This window comes from Pararhizobium sp. LjRoot255 (assembly GCF_964252905.1).
Taxonomy (GTDB): Bacteria; Pseudomonadota; Alphaproteobacteria; order Rhizobiales; family Rhizobiaceae; genus Pararhizobium.
In genome coordinates, this window is the sequence record NZ_CAXUPQ020000001.1 from 3,753,525 (window position 1) to 3,775,803 (window position 22,279).

Sequence of the window (22,279 nt, forward strand, 5' to 3'; positions counted from 1 at the left end):
GTGCTTTGTGGGGAAATGGTGACGTTACTATCGCATCTCGTCGGGAGCAGCGGTACCTGTAATAGACAGGCCCGATTTCAAAACGGAGGCAACTGCACGCACCAGTCCTAGTCTGGCAATGGTCAATTCTCTGTTCTTATCGTTAACAAAACGTAATTCCGGAGACTCTTTACCTTTATTCCAGTGTCCGTGGAAGACGCTGGCAAGATCGTAGAGGTAAAACGCGATCCTGTGAGGCTCCTGAGACAGTGCCGCAGCCTCAACGACACGCGGATATTCTGCGAGCTTGGCAACGAGCTGGAGCTCATTCGAATCAGTGATATTGCCTGCGACGGCTCCCGCCAGGTCGAGGGCGTCGAAATCGGTGCCCGGGAACGCTTCGCCCGCCTGCCGGAACACCGACATGCACCGTGCATGCGCGTACTGCACGTAAAAGACCGGATTATCCTTCGACTGTTCCGTCACCTTGGCAAAGTCGAAGTCGAGCGGTTCGGAACTCTTGCGGTAGATCATCATGAACCGAACGGAATCCCGCCCAACCTCTTCCACGACATCCCGAAGCGTGACGAAATCGCCCGAACGCTTGGACATCTTGACCGGCTCGCCGTCGCGATAAAGCTTGACGAGCTGGCAGAGAAGCACCGTCAGCTTGGACGTGCCGCCCGAGACTGCGCGTGCCAACGCCTCGAGCCGCTTGACGTATCCGCCGTGATCGGCGCCGAGCACATAGATCATTTCGTTGAAGCCGCGATCGAACTTGTCCTTGAAATAGGCAACGTCGGCGGCGAAGTATGTATAGGAGCCGTCAGACTTGATCAGCGGCCGGTCGATGTCGTCACCGACCTCGGTCGAACGGAACAAGGTCTGCTCGCGATCTTCCCAGTCTTCCGGCACCTGCCCCTTCGGCGGAGGCAGCGCGCCCTTGTAGACATGGCCTTTGAAGGTCAGATCGTTGATCGCGTTGCGGATCGGACCGGCGCCGTTGGCATGCAGCGTCCGCTCGGAGAAGAAGGCATCGTGATGAACGTTGAGGGCGGCAAGATCCTCACGGATCATCACCATCATCGCATCGATCGTCCGGTCCTTGACGAGCGGCATCCACTTGTCTTCCGGCATGATCCTGAGACTGGTGCCGAATTCATCCGCCAGCGCCTGGCCGACCGGAACGAGGTAATCACCCGGATAGAGGCCCGCCGGGATATCGCCGATCTTTTCACCCAGCGCCTCGCGGTACCGCAGGAAGGCGGACCGGGCGAGCGTGTCGATCTGCGAGCCGGCGTCGTTGACGTAATATTCCTTGGTCACCTCGTAACCGGTGAACTCCAAGAGGTTGGCGAGCGTGTCGCCGACGACGGCGCCGCGGCAGTGGCCGACATGCATCGGGCCGGTCGGATTGGCCGAGACGTATTCGACATTGACCTTACGTCCGGCGCCGGCGGCGCTTTTACCGAAACCAGTACCATCCGCGATCATGATCGCCAGAAGTTTTTGCCAATAGGCGACCGAAAGCTTGACGTTGATGAAGCCCGGCCCTGCGACGGAGACGTCGGCGACTTCCGGATCCTCTTTCAGCTTGGCGACGATCAGTTCGGCGAGTGCACGCGGATTAGTACCGAGCGGCTTGGCCAGCACCATCGCGGCGTTGGTCGCCACATCGCCGTGACTGGCATCGCGCGGCGATTCTACACTGACACGTCCGAAATCAACTTCAGATCTCTTTTCACGCACGATATCAATCGTTTCCAGAACGTTTTTAACGCGTGATTCGAAGTCAGTGAAAAGGTTCATGTCATCCATCCGCTCTGCTCGCCTTTGGCCGCGAGACCGCGTTGTTATCGTTCAGTGGCATCGCGGCAGCCTGATCGCCGCCATCAACCGGCGCGGTGACTACCGCAATTCAGGGGTATGGTCAAACAAGCGCTTGTGTACGGCAATCGCATAGGTGTCGGTCATGCCGGCGATATAATCGCCGACGTGCCGGGCCTTGGCCGGCTCGGCCATGCCAGCGATCTGATCGATCCAATAGTGCTTCTGCATCTCACGCGGATCGGCCATGAAGGCATGGTAGAGATCAGTGACGATCGCCGCGGCATTGGCGCGTACGCGCATGACTTCGGGATGACGATAAATCCTCGTCATCAGCATCTTCTTGATCTGCTGGTCCGTGGCGAACATCGCCTCGGAAAAGGTGGCGATCACCCTGCCCGCATTGCGAATATCAGCAGCGCTTTGCGGCCGCACGTCCTTGAGACCTTGTTGCGCAACGGTGATCACATCCTCCACCATGGCCGTGATCTGCCGGCGCATGATCTCATGAGTGAACCGGCTCGCCTCCAGGCCAGGATAGCGACCGCCGACCTCGCACATCAGGTCGGCAAGGAAAGGAATTTCCTCCAGCATCTCGAAGGTCAGATAGCCGGATCGCAATCCGTCATCGATGTCGTGGGTATTGTAGGCAATGTCATCAGCGATCGCCGCCACCTGCGCTTCCAGACTGGCGAAACTCGCCAGTTCCAGATCATGCAGGGCGCAATAATCGAGGATTGGCTGGGGAACGGGACCGCGGGTGCCCTCGCCGTCCTTGCCGATCAGCGGTCCGTTGTGCTTGACGAGCCCCTCCAGGCTCTCCCAGGTCAGGTTGAGCCCGTCGAACTCCGCGTAGCGGCGTTCAAGCTTGGTGACGATCCGCAGGGACTGCGCATTGTGGTCGAAGCCGCCATAGGGCTTGAGCATCTCGTGCAGCGCGTCTTCGCCGGTATGGCCAAACGGCGTGTGACCGAAATCGTGGACAAGGGCGACGCCTTCTGCCAGGTCCTCATCCAGTTTCAGCGCGCGCGCCAAGGCACGGGCGATCTGCGCCACCTCGATCGTGTGGGTGAGCCGCGTGCGATAATGGTCGCCATCGGCAGCGATGAAGACCTGGGTCTTGTGCTTCAGCCGGCGAAAGGCGGTCGTGTGGACGATACGGTCGCGGTCGCGCTGAAAATCGGAGCGCGTCGGACTGCTTGTCTCGGGGTAGAGCCGTCCCCTGCTAGCCCACGGATCGGAGGCAAAAATCGCGCGTTCACCGGAGCCGAAACCAAGCGCATGTCTGTCCAATGTCATTTCCCACTCTGCATCCCATTGACGCGGTACTAAAGCCTTCATACCTATAGTGCGTGTTGCAGGAAAGCACCGAGTGACGGTCGCTCTTGAGCTTGAACGAAAACAAGGCTTTGCTGCACGCGTGACCAGAGTGCCGCCCGGCGATATAATGCCGCAAACGGCGCAAACAGCGAATCTCTCCGGTTCTTGACCCCGGCAGGAGGTAGATATGACAGCAGAAACTGTGACCCTTTCGGACTCGGCGGCAAAGCGCATCGGCGTGATCCTCAAATCCGATGCGGAGAAGAAAGCCATGCGTGTGTCCGTCGAGGGCGGTGGCTGCTCCGGGTTTTCCTACAAGTTCGATCTGGTCAGCGACGCCGACGCCGACGATCTGGTGCTTGAGAAGGGCGACGCGACGGTGCTGATCGACAGCCTGTCGCTCGTCTATATGAACGGGTCCGAAATCGATTTCGTCGACAACCTGCTCGGCCAATCCTTTCAGGTCAAGAATCCGAATGCAGTCGCAAGCTGCGGATGCGGCACCAGTTTCTCGATCTGAAGCGGCGGCAGTCTCAATTCACAGATAGGGTGAGCCGAGCCAGAAGATCTTGTTGATCAGGCGGGTCAAAAAGGGCTTTGCGCTGAGGTCAGCCAGTGTCACCGGCTGGGCACCCTTCAACGCCGCCTGTATCCGCTGCCCGACGGCACCGGCAAAACCCGCGTCGAGCACCTCCAGGTCAATCTCGAAATTCAGCCGCAGCGAACGCGGGTCGAGATTCGACGAGCCGACATAGGTCCAGCGGCCATCGATCGTCATCAGCTTGGAATGGTTGAAGACGCCCGTGGACCGCCAGATGCGGCATCCGCCCTTCAGGGCCTGGTCGAATTGCGCCGTCATCGCCCGGTCGACCAGTACCAGATTGTTGACCGCCGGCACGATAATATCTACCTCGACGCCGCGCATCGCTGCGGTGACAAGCGCGCTGATCAATTCCCTGTCCGGCAGGAAATACGGCGACATGATGCTGATATTGCGTCTGGCAACGGAAAATGCCCCCATCATCATCTTGTGGTTGGATTCATTGGCCCTGTCTGGTCCGGACGGCACCGTGCGCATCAGCACCGAGGGCTGGCCATGATCCTCCGCCGGCAGCAGGATGCGCCACGCCTCGCCCTCCAGGGCTTCGCTGCTGGCAAACTGCCAGTCCTCGGCAGCCACCTGAAAGAGATCGGCAACGACGGGCCCGGTAACACGGAAATGCGTGTCGCGCGCCTGCGCATCGCCGGCAAATTCCGACGTGAACACGGCCCTGATATTCATGCCTCCCGTGAAAGCAACAGCGCCATCCACGATCAGGATTTTTCGATGGGTGCGCAGATTGGCGTAAGGCAGCCGCAGTCCCATGATGATGTTGCCGTTGAAGACCCTGACCGTCACGCCGCCTTCCGCAAGATGCCCGACGATGCTCGGTACTGAATAGCGTGCGCCGACCGCGTCGATCAGAACCCTGACCTCGACGCCCCGTTTGGCGGCGGCGATCAGGGCATCGGCAAAACGAAGACCGATGCTGTCGCGGTCAAAAATATAGGTCTCGAGCAAAATGGCACGGCCGGCTTTTTCGATCTCCTGCAGCATCGCCGCATAGGACGTGTCCCCGCCCTCAAGGATCGTGATGCTGTTTCCCGTGCAAAGGCGATGGCGGCTGACCCGGTCGCCCAGCATCTTCATGGCGGCGAATCGCTGGCCGAACTGTTCGGAGACTGCCGCGCTGGAAACATCGAACGCTCCCATGGCATCAGGACCGCGCTCGCGGAGCTGCGATCTCTGCTGTTCGATAGACGAACGGCGCATCCGGTTGATGCCGGCGACCGCATAGACCAGGGCACCGAGTATCGGAGACAAAAGGATAATGCCGACCCAGCCAAGCGCAGAGCGCACCTCCTCCTTGGTCATCGTTGCATGGATTGCCGCCGGCACCCCAAGAACGACGGACAGCACCGCCAGAACATGCGGCCAATAAGTGGTGAGCATATCGATCATCCGCCGGACTATAGCGGGCAAACGTCAGGAAGCAATTCGTGCTCCACACCGGATTTGTCAAAAGAATCCAGCGACGCTAAAAGGAAGGCGGGCCATACGCAGTCAACAAAAAGGACGCCAACCACATGAAAATCGTGACGTGGAACATCAACGGCGTCAGGGCCCGCATGGACGTCCTTGTGGCCTGGCTGAAGGAATCGCAGCCTGATATCGTCTGCCTCCAGGAAATCAAAACAGTCGATGAGGGTTTTCCGCGCCTAGAGATCGAAGCGCTTGGCTATCATGTCGAGACGCACGGCCAGAAGGGCTTCAACGGCGTCGCCATCCTGTCGAAGATGCGGCCTGATGAAATCAACCGCGGGCTGCCCGGCGGCGATTTGGACGAGCAGTCGCGCTTCATCGAGGCGGTGTTTTCCGTCAACGGCGGCGCCATCCGCGTCTGCTCGATCTACCTGCCGAACGGCAATCCGGTCGGAACCGAAAAATTCGCCTATAAATTGTCCTGGATGGATCGTCTCAGCGCCTTTGCGGAAAATCGTCTCGCGCTGGAGGAGCCACTCATTCTCGCGGGCGATTATAATGTCATCGCCGAGCCGTACGACTGCTGGGACGTCAAGGTCTGGCAGAACGACGCGCTGTTTCAGCCGCAGACCCGTCAAGCATTCCGCCGCCTTGAAAATCTCGGCTTTACCGACGCACTCCGGGCGACGACAGACGCGGCCCCGCTCTATACGTTCTGGGATTACCAGGCAGGATGCTGGCAAAAGAATTTCGGCATCCGCATCGATCACCTGATGCTTTCGCCGGAGGCGGCCGACAGGCTGATTTCGACGGGAGTCGAAAAGCACGTGCGCGCCTGGGAAAAGCCGTCGGACCATGTGCCGGTCGCGGCGAAATTCAACTTCGCGGCGTAACGTCTACTGCATAATTCCTTAGATCGCATTCGATGCAGGATAAAATTATGCAGCAATTCAAAGTGCAACAGCGACCTTTGCGCGTCTGACAAGACGCGCGGTGCTGTCGTTGCGGCGCCGCTCAATCGCTGTCAAGGTGAATATTTTGCGACATGGCGATCGCGGCGCGGCGATCATCTTCACTGGCGAGCGAGAAGGCCAGCTCCTGAAGGGATTGCAGCCAGGGCCGATCTTTCGGCGAACACTGGTCGAGAGCGGCGGTCATATAAGCCAGTCCACGCGCCGCCTGGCCTTCCTGGAAAATCACATTGCCGAAAACGCCCATGGCACCGGCATGGCCGTTCTTGCGGGCACGATTGAGCCATTTCTTGGCCTGCTGGACGTTAACGCTGCCGCCATCGCCCGCGAGAAGCATCTTTGCCAGCTGGAACTGCGCCTCGGCGACACCAAAGGTCGAGGCAGCCTGGAAATAGAGCTGGCGGGCCTGACTGAGATCGCTCTTGATCGGACTGTCCGGAATGCCACGACGATAGTAACCGGCAAGCGAAATCAGGGCGTTGACGAAATAACCGGTGTCCTCAGACCCCGGTTCGACACCCACCTGGGCAATTTCGCTGTAAATCTTGAAGGCCTCGAGGTCGTTTTCCGCCACACCATCGCCGTAAGCATACATGTTGGCCAAGGCCCATCGGGAGCCGGTATGGCCCTTTTCGGCGGCATAACGATAGGCTTCGACCGCCTCGTCCTTGCGGCCGTTCTTGTAAGCAGAGAAACCGAATTTGAAGAGTGCGAAGGGACCGGATTCCTTGGAGACGCCGGCATTCGGATCAAAAGCGTACGCAGCGCGCGCCTGTGCGGTCAGCGCGAGCGCAACAGTCAAAACAAGAAACGTCAACGACCGGTAACCGCGTATCAGCATGATAGTCTATATCTTCCGTTCAATCCCAAGAGCCGGTCAAAGCCAGGCCAAGCGAGATCCCTGTAGTCAGCGTTTCCGGCAAGAGTGCGGCTTGCCCTGACAGCTTCAATGAACTCGCACCGCAACGCTCCTTCGAACAACCTTAAAAGGCTGCTTCGAAGCCATGAAACGTCACGGGAAGCCTGGAATTTTTCGAAAACGCGATGACTCATCTTACCTCAAACGCCGCATGCTCAAAACTTCTGTGCAGGTTTGTCAAGCTCATCGGTGCTCCCAGTTTGTGGCGGGAAATAGACACAATCCCCCCTCTCCCGACCGCCACAGACTATAGAAAGAATGTGTTGCTGAATCGTCACAATTCGTCACGCGGGAAATGGGAACAATCCAAGCAGTAACGCTGAAATTCTTGGAAACGGAGTCACAGAGGGCGGTAGAACAATCGGCGGGGCGTGAAGCGACAATGCTCGGAGCAGAGCAGAGGCCGGCTGCCGTTAGCGGTAGCTGGAGAAGCAAAAAGGCCCGATGCGAACACCGGGCCCCGCCTGTTGCTGGCGTGTCTGTTTGTTGATCAGAATTTGATCTTGAGCGATGTGGAGACGGCACTGACGATATCTGTGCCGAAATCATAGGTTACGTCGTCGCCGACAACTTCGCCCTGGTATGTTTGCGGACCGGAGCTGCCGCTCGTCAGGATGCCGATGGCACCGGCCAGACGAAGCTCGACATTCTCGGTCGGCATGTAGGAAACGCCCGTGCCGACCGTCCAGGTATCCGTCTGGGTTCCGTAGCCGTGGCTGGTGCCGCGATCCCACGTCAGGCTGACAGCCCCGCTCCACTGGTCGTTGAACTTGTGGCCGATACCGCCGCTAACCGTCCAGCCATCGCGATAAAGCAGGTCGAGGCTGGTCGGAAGATTACGCGGATCCGACGTGTCGTTCGCAGTAACCTGAATGACCTGCAGTTGGCTCCAGTCGGTCCACTTAATCGAGCCGAAAGCGAGCCAGCCAGGCGCGATGCCTGTCTGAAGTTTAAGCTCCAGCGAGTCCGGCATAGACGCAAAACTGGACACATCGTATGTCGTTCCGGGAACGGTGGTTATGAGAACGCCGCCGGGGCCAAAAACCGGCAGTCTAACTTTGGTGAGGTCGATCGTTCCTTCCAGATTGTCGAGATCAACTGCACTGTTGTAAACGAGGCTTGCGCGTAACGCATATTCTGGAATTTCATACGCCACGCCGGTGCGCCAACCCCAACCGCTGCCGTCCAGATCAAGCCGCCCAATACCGTCAAATCCCGGGACAATGATAGGGCTCACGAGGCGTTCCTTGAAACCGCCCACCTCTTGGTAAAAGCCACCGCCGATAACGCGGAACTGTCCCTGCCCCACATCCCACTTGTAGGAGCAAGTCGCAGCGTAGTTGTCGCTTTCGATTTTGGTTTCGATGTTATCGTTGACACCTGCCCAGTTGGTACCGGGATTAGTATGCGCTCCCCATGGCTGCGAATAATCGGCCATGCAGTCAACGCTGTCGCCGAAGCCAGCCTTCACACCGATACGCGGTACCCAATAGCCTTCGGTATCCTCGACGCCGCTGGTCGGGCGGGTCAGGTCAAACACGCCGTTTGCCGGATTGATATCGTCAACGTTATCCAGTTCGCGCTGCGGATTGACATAGGTCGTCGCAGCCTCGGCGGCATAGGTCGACGGATCGAACAGCAGATCGATGTTGTAGCCGCCCCGTTCGAGACCGCCCGCGCTGGCCGCCGTTGAGCTAAGCAAGACGGCCGCCGTCGCCATCATCGCCGCCTTGATTTTGTTGTGAGCCATCCGTTCCTCCCCTGAACACACAGTGGTCGTCGTGCACGCCAACCGCTTTGAAGACAAGTATCGACTGCGAAGGGTTAATGGCAAATACCTGCATTTCGCACTTCATGGCAGAAGATCACGAAAAATTTACGTAAGAAAATCTGGAATGGCGTGAAATTCGCCAAAATCGGGATAACTTTTCTCTACTTTTCCGCACAAAGATCATTTTTGGAATAATTTTTCATAAACGTAACCAAGTGTCACCTTGACACAACAATGCCGCTTTTTGACGCCTTGGCGCCTCGGTCACGAAATATCTGACATCAAAGGCCGATTGCCGCGCTCACAAGGCCCCCGGGCGTTTTACGCAGAGAATCAGGCTGCATATGAAAAGGCGGCCGAAGCCGCCTTTTCCAATCCTAACAAGCCAGGTCTCGCTCGGGCCTGTGTGTTTCCGATTCGTCAACCGGCGTCCGAGACCCGTGCCAGCGCCACCCCAAGCGACGTCTTCTGACCATCAAGCTCGGCCAAGCGTTCCCGCTCGGCGTCAACCACGTCAGGCCGGGCATTGGCGACGAACTTTTCGTTCGACAGCTTGCCGAGGATACGCTCGCGCTCCTGATCGACTTTGCCGATTGCCTTTTCAAGCCGCGACTTCTCGGCGACAAGGTCGATGAGGCTGCCGAGCGGCAGGCAAACCGTCGCCTCGCCGACTACAATCTGGGCGCTACCCTTTGGTGCTGTTGCGGCAAGATCGATCGCATCGACGCGCGCGAGCCGGCGGATCGCAGCCGCATGGCTCTGCAGGCGTTCCTTGGTGAGGATGCTCGCTTCAACGACGACGAGGGGCGCGATCGCAGCCGGTGGGACGTTCATTTCCGAGCGCACCGAGCGGATGCCGGAGACCAAGTCGATAAGCCAGTTGATCTCGCCTGCTGCGGCATCGTCGGCGTAAGGGGCGGCAGGCCATTCGGCATGGCAAAGAAGTCCATTACGCGTCTTGCCCTCGCCCGCGGTCTGCGCCCAGAGTTCTTCCGTCATGAACGGCATGAAGGGATGCAGCAGCTTGTAGGTCTCATCGAGCACATAGGCGACGCAAGCCTGCGATTCCGCCTTTGCAGCCTCGTCCTCGCCGCCGAAGACCGGCTTCAGCAATTCGAGGTACCAGTCGCAGAACTGATTCCAGACGAAGCGGTAGAGGCTGCCTGCCGCCTCGTTGAAGCGGTAGCCTTCGATGGCTTCGGTGACATCGCGGATGGTGCGCGAAAGTTCCGTCAGGATCCAGCGGTTGATCGTCAGGGAGCAGGTTTCCGGTACGAACGTGGGATCGTTGGCAACGCCGTTCATGCCGGCAAAGCGCGTCGCGTTCCAGAGCTTCGTGCCGAAATTGCGGTAACCGGCGATGCGGGCCGGATCAAGCTTCACGTCGCGCCCCTGAGCCGCCATGATCGCCAGCGTGAAGCGCAGCGAGTCGGCGCCATATTCGTCGATGAGTTCCAGCGGGTCGATGACGTTGCCCTTGGACTTCGACATCTTCTGGCCGTTCTTGTCGCGGACCAGCGCATGCACATAGACCGTGTGGAAAGGCTCGACGGGGGTCCCGTCCGCGTCCTTCATGAAGTGCAAGCCCATCATCATCATGCGGGCGACCCAGAAGAAGATGATGTCAAAGCCGGTGACCAGAACGTCCGTCTGATAATACTTGTCGAGTTCCGGCGTTTTGTCGGGCCAGCCGAGCGTCGAGAAGGGCCAGAGCGCCGAGGAGAACCAGGTGTCGAGCACATCCTCGTCCCGGGTGAGAATTTCGCCCGGGCGGAAGTTTTCGAGCAGATCCTCGACATAGGCCTTCATCGGGCCTTCATGCGACAGATAGTGCTGGATCGCGGCGTGCAGCGCGTCTTCCTCGGTCTTCTCGACGAAAACCTGCCCGTCCGGTCCGTACCAGGCCGGAATCTGGTGGCCCCACCAGAGCTGACGCGAGATACACCAAGGCTGGATGTTTTCCATCCATTCGAAATAGGTCTTTTCCCAGTTTTTCGGGACGAAGTTCGTGCGGCCTTCGCGCACGGATGCGATCGCGGGCTTGGCGAGCGTCTTGGCATCGACATACCACTGCTCGGTCAGCCGCGGCTCGATCGGAACACCGCCGCGGTCGCCATGCGGGATCGTATGCTTGTGCGGTTCGATCTTGTCGAGCAGCCCGTGCTCCTCGAACATCGAAACGATCATCTTGCGGGCGGCAAAACGCTCGACACCGTCGAGCTTGGAAATCAAGGCTTCGAGATCATGGCCCGATGGCAATTCGTGGAGGAAGTCCTCATTGCCGGCCAGCGTCAAATGACCATCGATAGTCAGGATGTTGACCTGGCGCAGGTGATGCCGCTTGCCGACCTCGAAGTCGTTGAAATCGTGCGCCGGCGTCATCTTGACGGCACCGGTGCCCGCTGTCGGGTCTGGATATTCATCGGCAACGATCGGGACACGCCGACCGATGAGCGGCAGTACGACGTGCTTGCCGACAATCGACTTGTAGCGCTCGTCGCTCGGATGGACCGCGACGCCGGTATCGCCGAGCATGGTTTCCGGGCGTGTCGTCGCGACAACCAGATAGTCGCGCGCTTCCCATTCGGCCGCTTTGCCGTCCTCGTCAAAGGCGATCGGATGCTGGTAGGTGACGCCTTCTTCCAGCGGATACCGCAGGTGCCAAAGGCTGCCGGTGACTTCGACCTGCTCGACCTCAAGATCGGAAATCGCCGTCAGGAGCTTCGGATCCCAGTTGACCAGCCGCTTGTCCTTGTAGATCAGGCCGTCCTTGTAGAGCGAGACGAAAACTTCGAGAACGGCCTTCGACAGGCCCTCATCCATCGTGAAGCGTTCACGAGACCAGTCGCAGGAGGCTCCGAGCCGCTTCAACTGATTGAAGATCAGACCGCCGGATTCAGCTTTCCATTCCCACACCTTGTCGATGAACGCGTCACGGCCCATTTCGCGGCGGTGCTGTTGCCGCTCCATCAGCTGACGCTCAACGACCATCTGCGTTGCGATGCCGGCATGATCCATGCCAGGCTGCCAGAGCACATCCTTGCCGCGCATGCGCTCGAAGCGCACCATGATGTCCTGCAGCGTGTTGTTCAGCGCATGGCCCATGTGCAGCGAGCCGGTGACATTCGGCGGCGGAATGACGATGCAGAAAGTCTCCGCACCCGGTTTTGCTCCCGCTCCGGCACGGAAGGCATCCTCGTCATCCCATAGCTGGGCAATGCGCGGTTCGACAGCGGCGGAATCATAGGTTTTTTCAAGCATTCTGAAGCCAAACTTGCTGATTGATATGGGTGGTTGTAAATCGGAACGAGGCTTTGGTGTCAATAATAACAGCAAAAAAGCCGCCAGTGCGATTGCTGGCGGCTTTATCTCGGGGATTTTCGGCGGTTACCGTCGCGGACCGCGGGCGACGCGCTCGATTTCCTCCCGCACAAGGCGCTCGACAAGCGTCGGCAGATTGTCGTCCAACCATTCCTGAAGCATCGGCCGCAGCATATCCTCGGCGATTTCGTCGAAGGAACGGCGGGCACTGCTATCGATGGCCAGAGCCAAATCCCCGAAGGACCGGGCGACCTGTTCGCCAACCGCCGGTGAAACAATCGCCGCGATCTCCTTTTCTGCCACAACGGCAATCGGCTGACTTTGCGCCACCGGTTCGGAGACGATCGGTGACGGCGCCTTGGCCTCCTGCACCGCGCGCATTTCATCGCTAACAGGCGCAGGCTGTGAGGACGCGACAGCCGACACAGGCGTCACTGAGGGGGCAGGCTCGGCGCCGCGGGAAGCGGCATCCGCAGGCTGCGGCGCAACGGCCGGCGCCATGCGCGACGTGACCAGTGGGCTATCCGGTTTTGCTGCAGGATTGCCGGCAGTTTCCGGCTCCCGAAGCGGCGCAGAATGGCGCTCGGAGGCTGCGCGCACACGCGCCGCAACATCGGCAAGAGACTGCGGCGGTGTCGCGATGGAGACTGCGGGCTTTGCAATGTCCTGCTGCGGCTCCCGCAATTGGTGCTCGGCGGCCGCTACAGACTGCTGGACGTCCGCCTCGAATTCCGCCACCAGCACGTCGTCGTCGATGGTCAGGTGAATGTCGTCGGCGCTGGCCTCGTCATAGGCGAGGTCGGAACGATAGCCGTCGTCAGGCGCGGGGCCAATGTCATTGGCGGGGAAACCGGGTATGCCCGGTTCATTGCTTTCGATGATCTTTCGGATGGAGGCGAGAATCTCATCCATCGAAGGTTCACGCGCTACATTGGCCTGTGCCATAATTATCCCCGTTTTCTTCGGTCGCGTTTGATCGAAACGTTGCCGCGCAGTCGTTGACGCGGACTGTATGCGAGTTCGGCGCCGAACAAAACGACGCGAATCATCAACTTGGATTCTTGCACAGATTTGTTGGCAACGGCACCCGCTGCCATGAACAGAAAAGCCGCACGTCCATTTCGGCGCGCGGCTTTCGAAAATTAGGTCAGCAGATTGAGATGCGGATCAGCGGCCATCAACGGTTCGCAATCCGAACCACTTGTCCTTGACGGCCTCGTAGTGCTCCTCAGCACGATATTCGGCAACCTGCAGCCCCTGACTCTTGATCGTCAGACGCCCCATCGAAGCAAGAAGCGAATAGCTGGCGACAACGGCATTGCGCTGCGATGTCACCAGGTTTTCTTCGGCGACGAGCAGACTTTGCTGGGCATCGAGCACATCAAGCGTCGTACGTTGGCCAACCTTGCGCTCCTCGATGACACCGGCCAGAGCCATGTTTGCGGCGCTCACCTGAGACTTGTTTGCGCTAATGTTTGCCAGTGCCGCCTCAAGCTGCGCATGTGCGGTGACGATCGTCTGCTGAACTTCTGCACGGGCGGAATCAACAAGGATACGTTGTTGGCCCAGCCGCTCCTTGGCCTGGCGGATCTGGCCATACTCAGCGCCGCCCTGGTAGAGCGGGATTTCGAGCCGTGCGGTGATTGAAGCGGTGTTACCGTCCAGACCGCCGCTACCGAGTGAATTGCCGGTATTACGCGTCAGTGCCCCCTGCACGACGACACCCGGAAGCATGCTTCCCTCGGCAGATTTTACCCCGTATCCCGCCGCATCGACGTTGTACTGGGCAGCAGCGATCGTCGGATGCTCGCGCAGGCCCGTGGCAACCGCCTGATCCAGGCTCTTCGGCAGGGCTTTCGACGCGGGCGATGGCTGTTTGATCCCCTTCGGCGCAAAGCCGACGATCTGCACGTAAACCGCTTCGCTCTGTTTCACCTGCGCTACCGCGGTGACGAGGAGTGCCTGCGCGCTGGCCAGTTCGGCTTGCGCTTGGCTGACGTCCGTTCGCGTGCCCTCGCCCACATCCAGCCGCGCGTTCGCAGCATTCAGTTGCTCCTTGAGGAAGGCCAGGTTCTGTTTGCGGATGGTGACGATCCGCTGGTCGCGCGCAATGTTCGCATAGGACTGTGCAGCCGCCAGCAGAATGGAAATCTCGTTTGCCTTGAGCGTTTCACGGCTTGAAAAGACATTCGCTTCGGCAGCCCTGACATTGTTCAATGTCTGGAAACCATCGAAAATCTGCTGCGTGATCGTTATACCGGCAGACCCCGTATGGAAATCCTCGGTCGCAGTCCCGCCACCGGCAAGGGGGCCCTGTTCGCTTTCCAGTCTCGTCAACGTCCCCGTCGCCGTCGCCGATATCCGCGGCCGGTAGCCGGCCTTGGCAATCGGCACGCCCTCATCAGTTGCGCGAAGCCCGGCACGAACGGCATTGAGGTCGGGATTGTTCTGATAGGCCTTCTCCATCGCGCCATAGATCGTTTCGGCGGAAACGGCATACGGCAGGAGCGACAAGGCGGTGGAAAGCGCTGCTGCCACAGCTGTTTTACGGAAAATCGACACTATCTCTACTCCGGTACGGAAGCTGGCGCGGCCAGAGCTTCCCGTTTTTTTGCAACCGTAGGGCATCCCAGACGACTCGGAAAGCCTCATGTCCGTCACATTCGCCCGGCGGAGGCTTCACAAAGCGACCGACCGATCCCGCTCTTATCATCCGCGACCAACTTTTAGAAACCCCTAATTTTCCCAATCGACAACTGCGCCGGCCTTTTCCAATGCCCCAATTTGAAGAAAAACGGGGATCACGTTGCTAAATCGCAACATTGCACGCACGGGCTGGCAATCAGATGTTGAGCACCCTCAGCAAGCGGAACATCAAAACACGAATTCGCGAGCAAGCCGGAAGCCCGGCAGCGGCTTTACCGCCGTATTGAAGGCCAACCGCTCCGAGGTGACACCATTCTCGCGGAGGAAGAGCTTGGCCCGAGACGCATTGCCGGAACCGACCACTGCAACCAGACGGCCGCCGTCACTCAACTGCGCAAGCAGGGAATGAGGGACTGTCTCGACGGCGCCGTGGACGAAGATCACATCGTAAGGAGCGGCGGCCGCGTGCCCCTTTTCAAGGTCGCCTGTGACGACCGAGACATTCGAGTAACCAAGACGGGCCAGCGTTTCGGAGGCCGCGGAGGCAAGCGCGGCATCACTTTCGAGCGCCACGATCGAACCGGCAAGCGTCGAGAGAATTGCCGAGGCGTAACCCGTGCCGCAGCCGATCTCGAGCACCTTGTCGCTCTTGGAAATGGTTGCAAGCTGCAAGAGTTTTGCCAGCGGCGACGGCTCCATCAGATAGCGCCGTGCGGATGCCCCGCTGGCCGGCAGCTCGATATCGGTATCGATATAGGCAAGCGGCTTCATCGCGGCAGGTACGAACTCTTCTCGCGGGACCGATAGAAATGCCGCGAGAACGGTATGCGACGTCACATCCGTGGTGCGGATCTGGTTGTCGACCATCTTGATGCGTGCTGCTTCGAAATTCATCCTGCCTGCCCTCATGATCCGGATCGTTTTCCGGCGTTCGCGGACTCTTCGCCCGCGCAGATAAAACCACCGGCAGCGCTTCGCCGACCGGGCTTGCTAACGCTCATAAATCCGCGCCCCCGCCGTTTCAAGCTATGGAACGCAGTTCTCGCAAAAAAGCAAGCTTCGAGAAAGCGCGCAGTCAGAATCTGACTTCCCGTCGAGAGGGAAAATGGGCAGATTCCTTATGCACGCGAATCAGGGGGATGGGGATGGAAGTGCAGACGAATTTTAGAAAAAGACGCCTGCCCAATGCAAGGTTCGGATTTCTTTCAGCCGTTTTGTTGTTGTCTTTCGCAACGCATCACGATGTATTCGCCGCCGACACGGTTTTCGACGAGCTGCGTTTTGGAACCAGCGCTTCGATCAATGGCAGCGGCACGCACGAATCCGGTATCTTTCCCTCCGCCACAATCTTCTTTGATCCCCTGTCGAGCGGTACCGCAGTGACGTGGCAGCAATCCGTCCTGGAGCCAAGGATCTATCTCGGTGCTTCGGTCGGAACCGGTGACGGCGTCGATCAGGTCTATGGCGGCCTCGCCTGGACGGCAAACGTTACCGACAAGCTCTTTGTCGAACTCGGCCTCGGCGGCACGGTGCATAACGGCGACTTGAACGACGACGGCACGAAGGGGCCGAAACTCGGCTGCCGCTTTCTGTTTCGGGAACAAGTCGCCGTCGGTTACCGGATAACGGATAACTGGCAGATTTTGGCCACCGCGGACCATTCGTCGAATGCCAATGTCTGCGACGGGTCGAATGATGGCCTCAGCCATGCCGGTCTTGCGATCGGTTACAATTTCTAGGCACGCCACTCAGCCGGAGGGCGCAGCCTCCAGCCCGACCAGTCCGATTTTCGTGTAACCCGCCTGTTGGATGAGGTTCATGACCGCCATCAGTTCGCCGTAGCCGACAGCCTTGTCGGCACGCAGCAGGATGCGGGCCTGCGTATTGCCCTCGGTGATGCGGTTGAGTTCCGCGACGAAGTTTACGCGTGCCGTTTCCTTATTGCCGAGCGCCAGGGACAGATCGGCCTTCAGGGTCACGAAAACGGGCTTGTCGTCGCGCCTGGCCGGCTGGGCTGCCGATTGTGGCAGGTCGACCTTCATATCGACGGTGGCGAGCGGCGCCGCCACCATGAAAATGATCAACAGCACGAGCATTACATCGATGAAGGGCGTGACGTTGATTTCGCTATTTTCCTCGAGGTCGCCGCCACCTTCGCTGATTTTGCTCGCCATGGTGTTATCCGATCCGTGCGATGCCGGCGTCCGAATGAATATGGCTTTCGGCCTTGCGCGGCGTGAGACGGCGTGCCTGGCGGAAGTCGAGATCGCGACTGACGAGCCGCTCGACCGCGGCGGACGCATCGGCCAGGATCAGGCGATAGCCGCTGATCGAACGGGCGAAATAGTTGTAGATGACCACGGCGGGGATGGCGGCAACGAGCCCGATGGCCGTCGCAAGCAGCGCTTCGGCAATACCCGGCGCAACGATCGCCAGATTGGTCGTCTGTGCCTGGCTGATGCCGATGAAAGAATTCATGATGCCCCAAACCGTGCCGAAAAGACCGACGAACGGCGAGATCGAGCCGATCGTCGCAAGAATGCCTGTGCCGCCGGCAACGCGTTTTCCGGCGACAGCCTCGACGCGGCAGAGCTGCGAGGCAACACGTTCCTTGACGCCCTGTGCCGACACCAGATCGAGAACCGCAGCCGATTTCGCCAGTTCATCATTCGCAGCGGCAACCATGCGGCCTGCCGGACCCGACCTGCCGGACAGGCTTTCACCGACATCGCGCAGCACGACCGCATCCGTCAGCAGACGAACCGCCCGCTTGCCGCTTCGCTTGGCGCCGGCCAGTTCGAACATCTTGACGAGCAGGATCGCCCATGTGGCGACCGATGCCAGCGCAAGCGCGCTCATCACGCCTTTGACGACGAGGTCTGCGGCCAGGAACATGCCGAGCGGAGAAAGATCGTGCGGCAGCACCGGGTTGGCTGCTGTCACCGCAGTCTCTTCACTCTGTCGAACGGCCTGCGCCGGCGCTGCCTGATCTGCCGGTGCACGCTGCGTGGCGTCGCCTGCAGTTGCCTTTTCGGCAGGTTGCTGCATTTCGGTTGCAACCTGAGCCGGGTCCTCCTGCGCGTGGAGCGCTCCGGCATTCGAGAACGCCAGCAATACGGCCGCCAGCATCATCCATTTCGGCATTACCCGGTTCGGCATGACCTATCCTTACCTTTTCAATCACCCCGCCCCCAAAAGAAAGAGGTGAAGGGAATGCGATCCTTCAAGCGAAAAGCTGACGGAGACGGTGCGCCTGCGTCGATTGCGGCTTCATACGACGTACTATGGCGGAAACGCAAGGATTTGTGGAGTATTTTAATCAAGAATAAGCAGTCGCTTTTTTTCGAAAGGCTTTCAATAGCATCAGGCGCCTTGGAGCAGGCGTCATTCGACAGGACCGACGACGAATTGACCGGTTCGCCAATCATAGGTCCTGTGGCGCGTCCAAGGACGCTGCAACTGATCCAGGGCAGTCACGACGCGCATCGCGGTCTTGCCTTGCTGTCCGGCGGGCCCGTCTGCGGCGAAAATCTCGACGGCGCCGGTCCGCCGCAGGCTTTGGCCGCTGAGCAACATCGCGCCGGACCGGCAGTTGCGAAACGGTAGCATGACCGGTGTGACGACGATGTCGGCCTCATCGCAGGCAATGCCGACAAAGCGCGCGTCTTCCACCGTGGCGATCCGCCATCCTGGCCGGACTGTTGCCGCACACCACTGCTTCGGCACGCAGGCAAAACGTCCCGGCGCGGTCTCCGCCAGCAGCTTGCGGATGGCTGATCTAGCCGCATCCTTATCGATCGGCGGCTTGTTTTTCCGTCCATCGCCGGTTCCCCTCTTTTCAGACGGCGGCGCGTCAGCATCCTTGAGGGTAAGGTCGGCTCGCTGCTGCGGCTTTTGATGGCCGTCCAGGCGCATGGCCCGCTGCCATTGCGAAAACACGAAATCAGGCGGTTTGGTGCGGTTACTCGCCGCCTCGCCTTGTTCGATCATGGCGACGAGACGCCCGTCCTCGGCGATCACAAGGTCCGGCCGGGCGGCGGTGCTGGCCCACCCGGCCAGCAGCCCGGCAGCAATTACCACTATTCCCGACAAAGCGAGCCACGTCCGCAACAGGCAAGCGAGTATCCCCCCGGCGGCGATCAACATGAAGGCACTGTCAGGCACCCGGCCGGTCGTCACCTCACCACCCCAGGACGACACCATATTGGCGATGGAAATCATCCAGTCCAACCCCTGCCCCATGACGAGCAGCGGATAGCGATCCAGGCCGAAAGGCATCAGCAGCATGGCAAGCAGCGCGAACGGCATGACCAGGATGCTGATCACGGGCATGGCGAGGATGTTGCCGACCAGCCCATAGGCAGCAAGGCGATGGAAGTGACCCGCTGAATAGATCATTGTCGACACGCCGCCGATGAAGGAACTGAGCAGCAACCCCGCGAAAAATCCGCCGGCAGCTTTGAGAGGTCCGGCCGTTCGGCCGCCGCCGGACACCGTTTCGCGGCCCGGCCGCTCCCGCCAATGGCTATAGCCGGCCACGAGGGCCAGCGTTGCCGCAAAGGACATCTGGAATCCTGGTCCTGTCACCGCCGACGGCGTGATCATCAGAATGATCAGCGCTGACAGCGCCACATTACGCAGGCTGATCGACGGCCGGTCGAAGAAGACGGCGACCAGCATGATCGAAATCATGATCCACGACCGCACCGCCGAAACCGCGCCGCCCGAAATGAGGATATAGAGAAACACCATGATCAGGGCGCCAGCGGCCGCCAGCTTCTTGACCGGAAAGCGGTGTGCAAGCCCTGGGATGAGGCTCAGAAATGTTCGCGCGCCGATCAGAAATGTGCCGGCGGCCAGCACCATGTTCAACCCGGAAATGGCGAGCACATGCGCCAGCCCCGCCTCCCGCAACGCCTCGATCGTCGGACGGCTGATCGCACGCTCTTCGGCTGTGACCAGGGCCGCGGCGATCGCCCCCGCATCGCCTCCGATCGTGCTGCGAATGCGGGCGCCGACTGTTTCGCGCATCCGTGCGATCGTCTCCCGCACGCGAACATGCCAGGTCGCGCTCAGGCCCCCGGTGATTTCCGGCGCAGCAGCGACCGCGGCCGGTTTGCCATAGAAATAGCCAACCGCACCAATGCCCTTGAAATAGCTGTCGAAGGCGAAATCGTTCAGACCGGGAAGAGCCGGACCGGATGGTGGAGAAAGCCGTGCCTTGCCCTCGATCCCGCCACCGATTTCGATCGGCTTTGCGCGGCTGCGGGACAGGAGCGTGACCGTTGCAGGCGCCCGCTTCAAAGCGGGATCCGAGGTTTGGGCGACGTTGACGGTAAAGCGCCAGTATCCCCGGTCGGTGGTCTCCCGGGCGATGACCGTGCCGCGAAGAACAGTCGTAACCGGCGTATCCAGAAGCACGGTGTCCTTGCGGGCCGTTTCGCCTGCGGCCAGCACCATGCCCGAGAGAAACAAGGTGGCGATAAGGGCAAAAATCCGCCAGACGCGCGGCGAATGCCGGAGCAGGAACGCTGCCATGCCAAATATGCACATCAGCAGTGCAGTTTTAAGAAAGCCAGGTGACTGGGCGAAGGAAAACCACGCAAGCGAGCCCAAGCCGAGAAACACCGGCGCAAACAGCAAGGCATGACCAAAAGCCTGCTCTTCCTCTACAGCCCGCCGAAAGGCGACACGCCATTTCGTTCGCGGAAACCGTGCGCGTATAGCCAAGGGAAAGGAGATGTAGCGCTCCGGACCAGCGCTTTTCCGTGATTCCTGAATCGTTTCAGGAACTTGCGGCTTGTGTTCGAGCGCGTCTAACTGAGCGTCGCGAAATCGCGTACGCCGTGCCACCGTCGGCCCCTGTTCCTCACCCATGGATGCAATTCCATCCGCGCCAGCCCCACGCGCATCTTGCAACCGCAATCGCAAGAATGCAACCACTGAGATCCATGCCTAAAAAACAGGCGTCACTTTCCTCGCCCCCCGCGACCGTTATCGTCAGGGCCATTATCTCATTGGACATCGCGGCGGAACATGCAATTATTGCGTCGCCATATGCCTATTTTTGCATCGCACAATTTGCCTTTGGTTCAACTTGGCAGCCGTGACTAAATCGGATAGCACATGGTCGGCGTTAATATCTGCGGCATAATTGTGTGCCAATTTGCTGCAAACGGAGGATCCCCATGACAGGAAAAAGCGCAGTCGTAACAGTCGACAACAAAACGGTAGAGTTACCGGTGCGATCGGGGTCGATAGGTCCGGATGTGGTCGACATCGGCACGCTCTACAAACAGACTGGTCAGTTCACCTACGATCCGGGCTTCACCTCGACCGCTTCGTGTGAATCCAAGATAACCTATATCGACGGAGATCAGGGCGTCCTCCTGCATCGCGGCTATCCGATCGAGCAACTCGCCGAACACGGCGACTTTCTCGAAGTCTGCTACCTGCTTCTCTACGGCGAACTGCCGACGGCCGCCCAGAAGAAGGACTTCGACTACCGCGTCACGCACCACACCATGGTGCATGAGCAGATGTCGCGCTTCTTTACCGGCTTCCGTCGCGACGCCCATCCGATGGCCGTCATGTGCGGCTGTGTCGGAGCCCTGTCGGCGTTCTATCATGACTCGACCGACATCACCGACCCGCATCAGCGCATGGTCGCCAGCCTGCGCATGATCGCCAAGATGCCGACGCTCGCGGCGATGGCCTACAAGTACCATATCGGCCAGCCCTTCGTTTACCCGAAGAACGACCTCGACTATGCGTCGAACTTCCTGCGCATGTGCTTTGCCGTGCCGTGCGAGGACTATGTCGTCAATCCGGTGCTTTCGCGCGCCATGGACCGCATCTTCATCCTGCATGCCGACCACGAGCAGAACGCCTCGACCTCGACGGTTCGCCTCGCCGGTTCGTCGGGCGCCAACCCGTTCGCCTGCATCGCGGCCGGCATTGCCTGCCTCTGGGGCCCGGCCCATGGTGGCGCCAACGAAGCCGCGCTCAACATGCTGTCGGAAATCGGCTCGGTCGACCGCATTCCGGAATATGTCGCTCGCGCCAAGGACAAGAACGATCCGTTCCGCCTGATGGGCTTCGGTCACCGCGTCTACAAGAACTACGACCCGCGCGCCAAGATCATGCAGAAGACGACGCATGAAGTCCTTGCCGAGCTTGGTCACAAGGATGACCCGCTGCTCGAAGTGGCGATGGAACTGGAGCGCATCGCTCTGACGGACAGCTACTTCATCGAGAAGAAGCTCTATCCGAACATCGACTTCTACTCCGGCATTACACTCAAGGCGCTGGGCTTCCCCACGACCATGTTCACCGTGCTGTTTGCGCTTGCCCGCACAGTCGGCTGGATCGCCCAGTGGAACGAAATGATCGAGGACCCGGAACAGCGCATCGGCCGCCCGCGCCAGCTGTACATCGGCGAACCGGAACGCGACTACGTCCCCGTTTCCAAACGCTAAGCAGCGGAATACAAAATGGAAAAG

At 59.6% G+C, this 22,279-nt stretch carries 16 protein-coding genes; 4 read left to right on the forward strand and 12 right to left on the reverse strand.

All coding sequences use genetic code 11. The annotated features are described in order from the left end of the window. Positions 1–27 precede the first annotated feature (27 nt). Both argS and ACSQ2W_RS17995 read right to left on the reverse strand, forming a co-directional pair. Positions 28–1,788 (reverse strand): arginine--tRNA ligase, encoded by a 1,761-nt coding sequence (gene argS / locus ACSQ2W_RS17990; RefSeq protein ID WP_436087472.1) that lies wholly within the window; start codon positions 1,786–1,788, stop codon positions 28–30. A gap of 99 nt (positions 1,789–1,887) precedes the next feature. Next, on the reverse strand, positions 1,888–3,105 hold the full coding sequence (locus tag ACSQ2W_RS17995; protein WP_436087473.1) for a deoxyguanosinetriphosphate triphosphohydrolase: 1,218 nt from the start codon (positions 3,103–3,105) through the stop codon (positions 1,888–1,890). Between the two features lie 208 nt (positions 3,106–3,313). On the opposite strand from ACSQ2W_RS17995, the gene ACSQ2W_RS18000 reads away from it, so the two are divergent. Then, the gene (locus ACSQ2W_RS18000; RefSeq protein WP_436087474.1) at positions 3,314–3,646 is read left to right on the forward strand and encodes a HesB/IscA family protein; all 333 of its coding nucleotides are present in this window, start codon (positions 3,314–3,316) and stop codon (positions 3,644–3,646) included. Positions 3,647–3,664: 18 nt separating this feature from the next. Here the strand turns inward: ACSQ2W_RS18000 and ACSQ2W_RS18005 are convergent, their stop codons facing one another. Next, positions 3,665–5,128, reverse strand: coding sequence for a phospholipase D-like domain-containing protein (locus tag ACSQ2W_RS18005; RefSeq protein WP_436087475.1), 1,464 nt, complete (start codon positions 5,126–5,128; stop codon positions 3,665–3,667). A gap of 125 nt (positions 5,129–5,253) precedes the next feature. Between ACSQ2W_RS18005 and xth the strand changes: the two genes are divergently transcribed. Beyond that, a complete protein-coding gene (gene xth, locus ACSQ2W_RS18010) occupies positions 5,254–6,042 on the forward strand; it encodes an exodeoxyribonuclease III (RefSeq protein ID WP_436087476.1) in 789 nt (262 codons plus the stop codon). A gap of 121 nt (positions 6,043–6,163) precedes the next feature. Here the strand turns inward: xth and exoR are convergent, their stop codons facing one another. The 6 genes from exoR to ACSQ2W_RS18040 form a co-directional block, all read right to left on the reverse strand. After that, a complete protein-coding gene (gene exoR / locus ACSQ2W_RS18015; RefSeq protein ID WP_436087477.1) occupies positions 6,164–6,961 on the reverse strand; it encodes an exopolysaccharide production regulator ExoR in 798 nt (265 codons plus the stop codon). 568 nt (positions 6,962–7,529) lie between these two features. Further along, positions 7,530–8,789, reverse strand: a complete 1,260-nt coding sequence (locus ACSQ2W_RS18020) for an OmpP1/FadL family transporter (RefSeq protein WP_436087478.1) — start codon at positions 8,787–8,789, stop codon at positions 7,530–7,532. Between the two features lie 441 nt (positions 8,790–9,230). Further along, positions 9,231–12,071 carry a valine--tRNA ligase gene (locus tag ACSQ2W_RS18025; RefSeq protein ID WP_436087479.1) on the reverse strand — a complete coding sequence of 947 codons (2,841 nt, stop codon included), beginning with the start codon at positions 12,069–12,071 and terminating at the stop codon, positions 9,231–9,233. Between the two features lie 126 nt (positions 12,072–12,197). Beyond that, positions 12,198–13,076 carry a DUF2497 domain-containing protein gene (locus ACSQ2W_RS18030; RefSeq protein ID WP_436087480.1) on the reverse strand — a complete coding sequence of 293 codons (879 nt, stop codon included), beginning with the start codon at positions 13,074–13,076 and terminating at the stop codon, positions 12,198–12,200. Between the two features lie 222 nt (positions 13,077–13,298). Next, positions 13,299–14,696, reverse strand: a complete 1,398-nt coding sequence (locus tag ACSQ2W_RS18035; protein ID WP_436087831.1) for a TolC family outer membrane protein — start codon at positions 14,694–14,696, stop codon at positions 13,299–13,301. 309 nt (positions 14,697–15,005) lie between these two features. Then, positions 15,006–15,671 (reverse strand): protein-L-isoaspartate O-methyltransferase family protein, encoded by a 666-nt coding sequence (locus tag ACSQ2W_RS18040; protein ID WP_436087481.1) that lies wholly within the window; start codon positions 15,669–15,671, stop codon positions 15,006–15,008. A 326-nt stretch (positions 15,672–15,997) separates the two neighbouring features. On the opposite strand from ACSQ2W_RS18040, the gene ACSQ2W_RS18045 reads away from it, so the two are divergent. Beyond that, entirely contained in the window at positions 15,998–16,516 is a 519-nt protein-coding gene (locus ACSQ2W_RS18045; protein ID WP_436087482.1) for an acyloxyacyl hydrolase, read from the forward strand. Between the two features lie 9 nt (positions 16,517–16,525). Here the strand turns inward: ACSQ2W_RS18045 and exbD are convergent, their stop codons facing one another. The 3 genes from exbD to ACSQ2W_RS18060 form a co-directional block, all read right to left on the reverse strand. Beyond that, entirely contained in the window at positions 16,526–16,951 is a 426-nt protein-coding gene (gene exbD / locus ACSQ2W_RS18050) for a TonB system transport protein ExbD (protein WP_436087483.1), read from the reverse strand. A 4-nt stretch (positions 16,952–16,955) separates the two neighbouring features. Then, a complete protein-coding gene (gene exbB / locus ACSQ2W_RS18055) occupies positions 16,956–17,936 on the reverse strand; it encodes a tonB-system energizer ExbB (protein WP_436087484.1) in 981 nt (326 codons plus the stop codon). Between the two features lie 225 nt (positions 17,937–18,161). Then, complete coding sequence (locus tag ACSQ2W_RS18060) at positions 18,162–20,654, reverse strand: ComEC/Rec2 family competence protein (RefSeq protein ID WP_436087485.1); 2,493 nt, start codon at positions 20,652–20,654, stop codon at positions 18,162–18,164. 311 nt (positions 20,655–20,965) lie between these two features. On the opposite strand from ACSQ2W_RS18060, the gene gltA reads away from it, so the two are divergent. Next, on the forward strand, positions 20,966–22,255 hold the full coding sequence (gene gltA / locus ACSQ2W_RS18065) for a citrate synthase (RefSeq protein ID WP_113003615.1): 1,290 nt from the start codon (positions 20,966–20,968) through the stop codon (positions 22,253–22,255). The last annotated feature ends 24 nt before the right edge of the window (positions 22,256–22,279 follow it).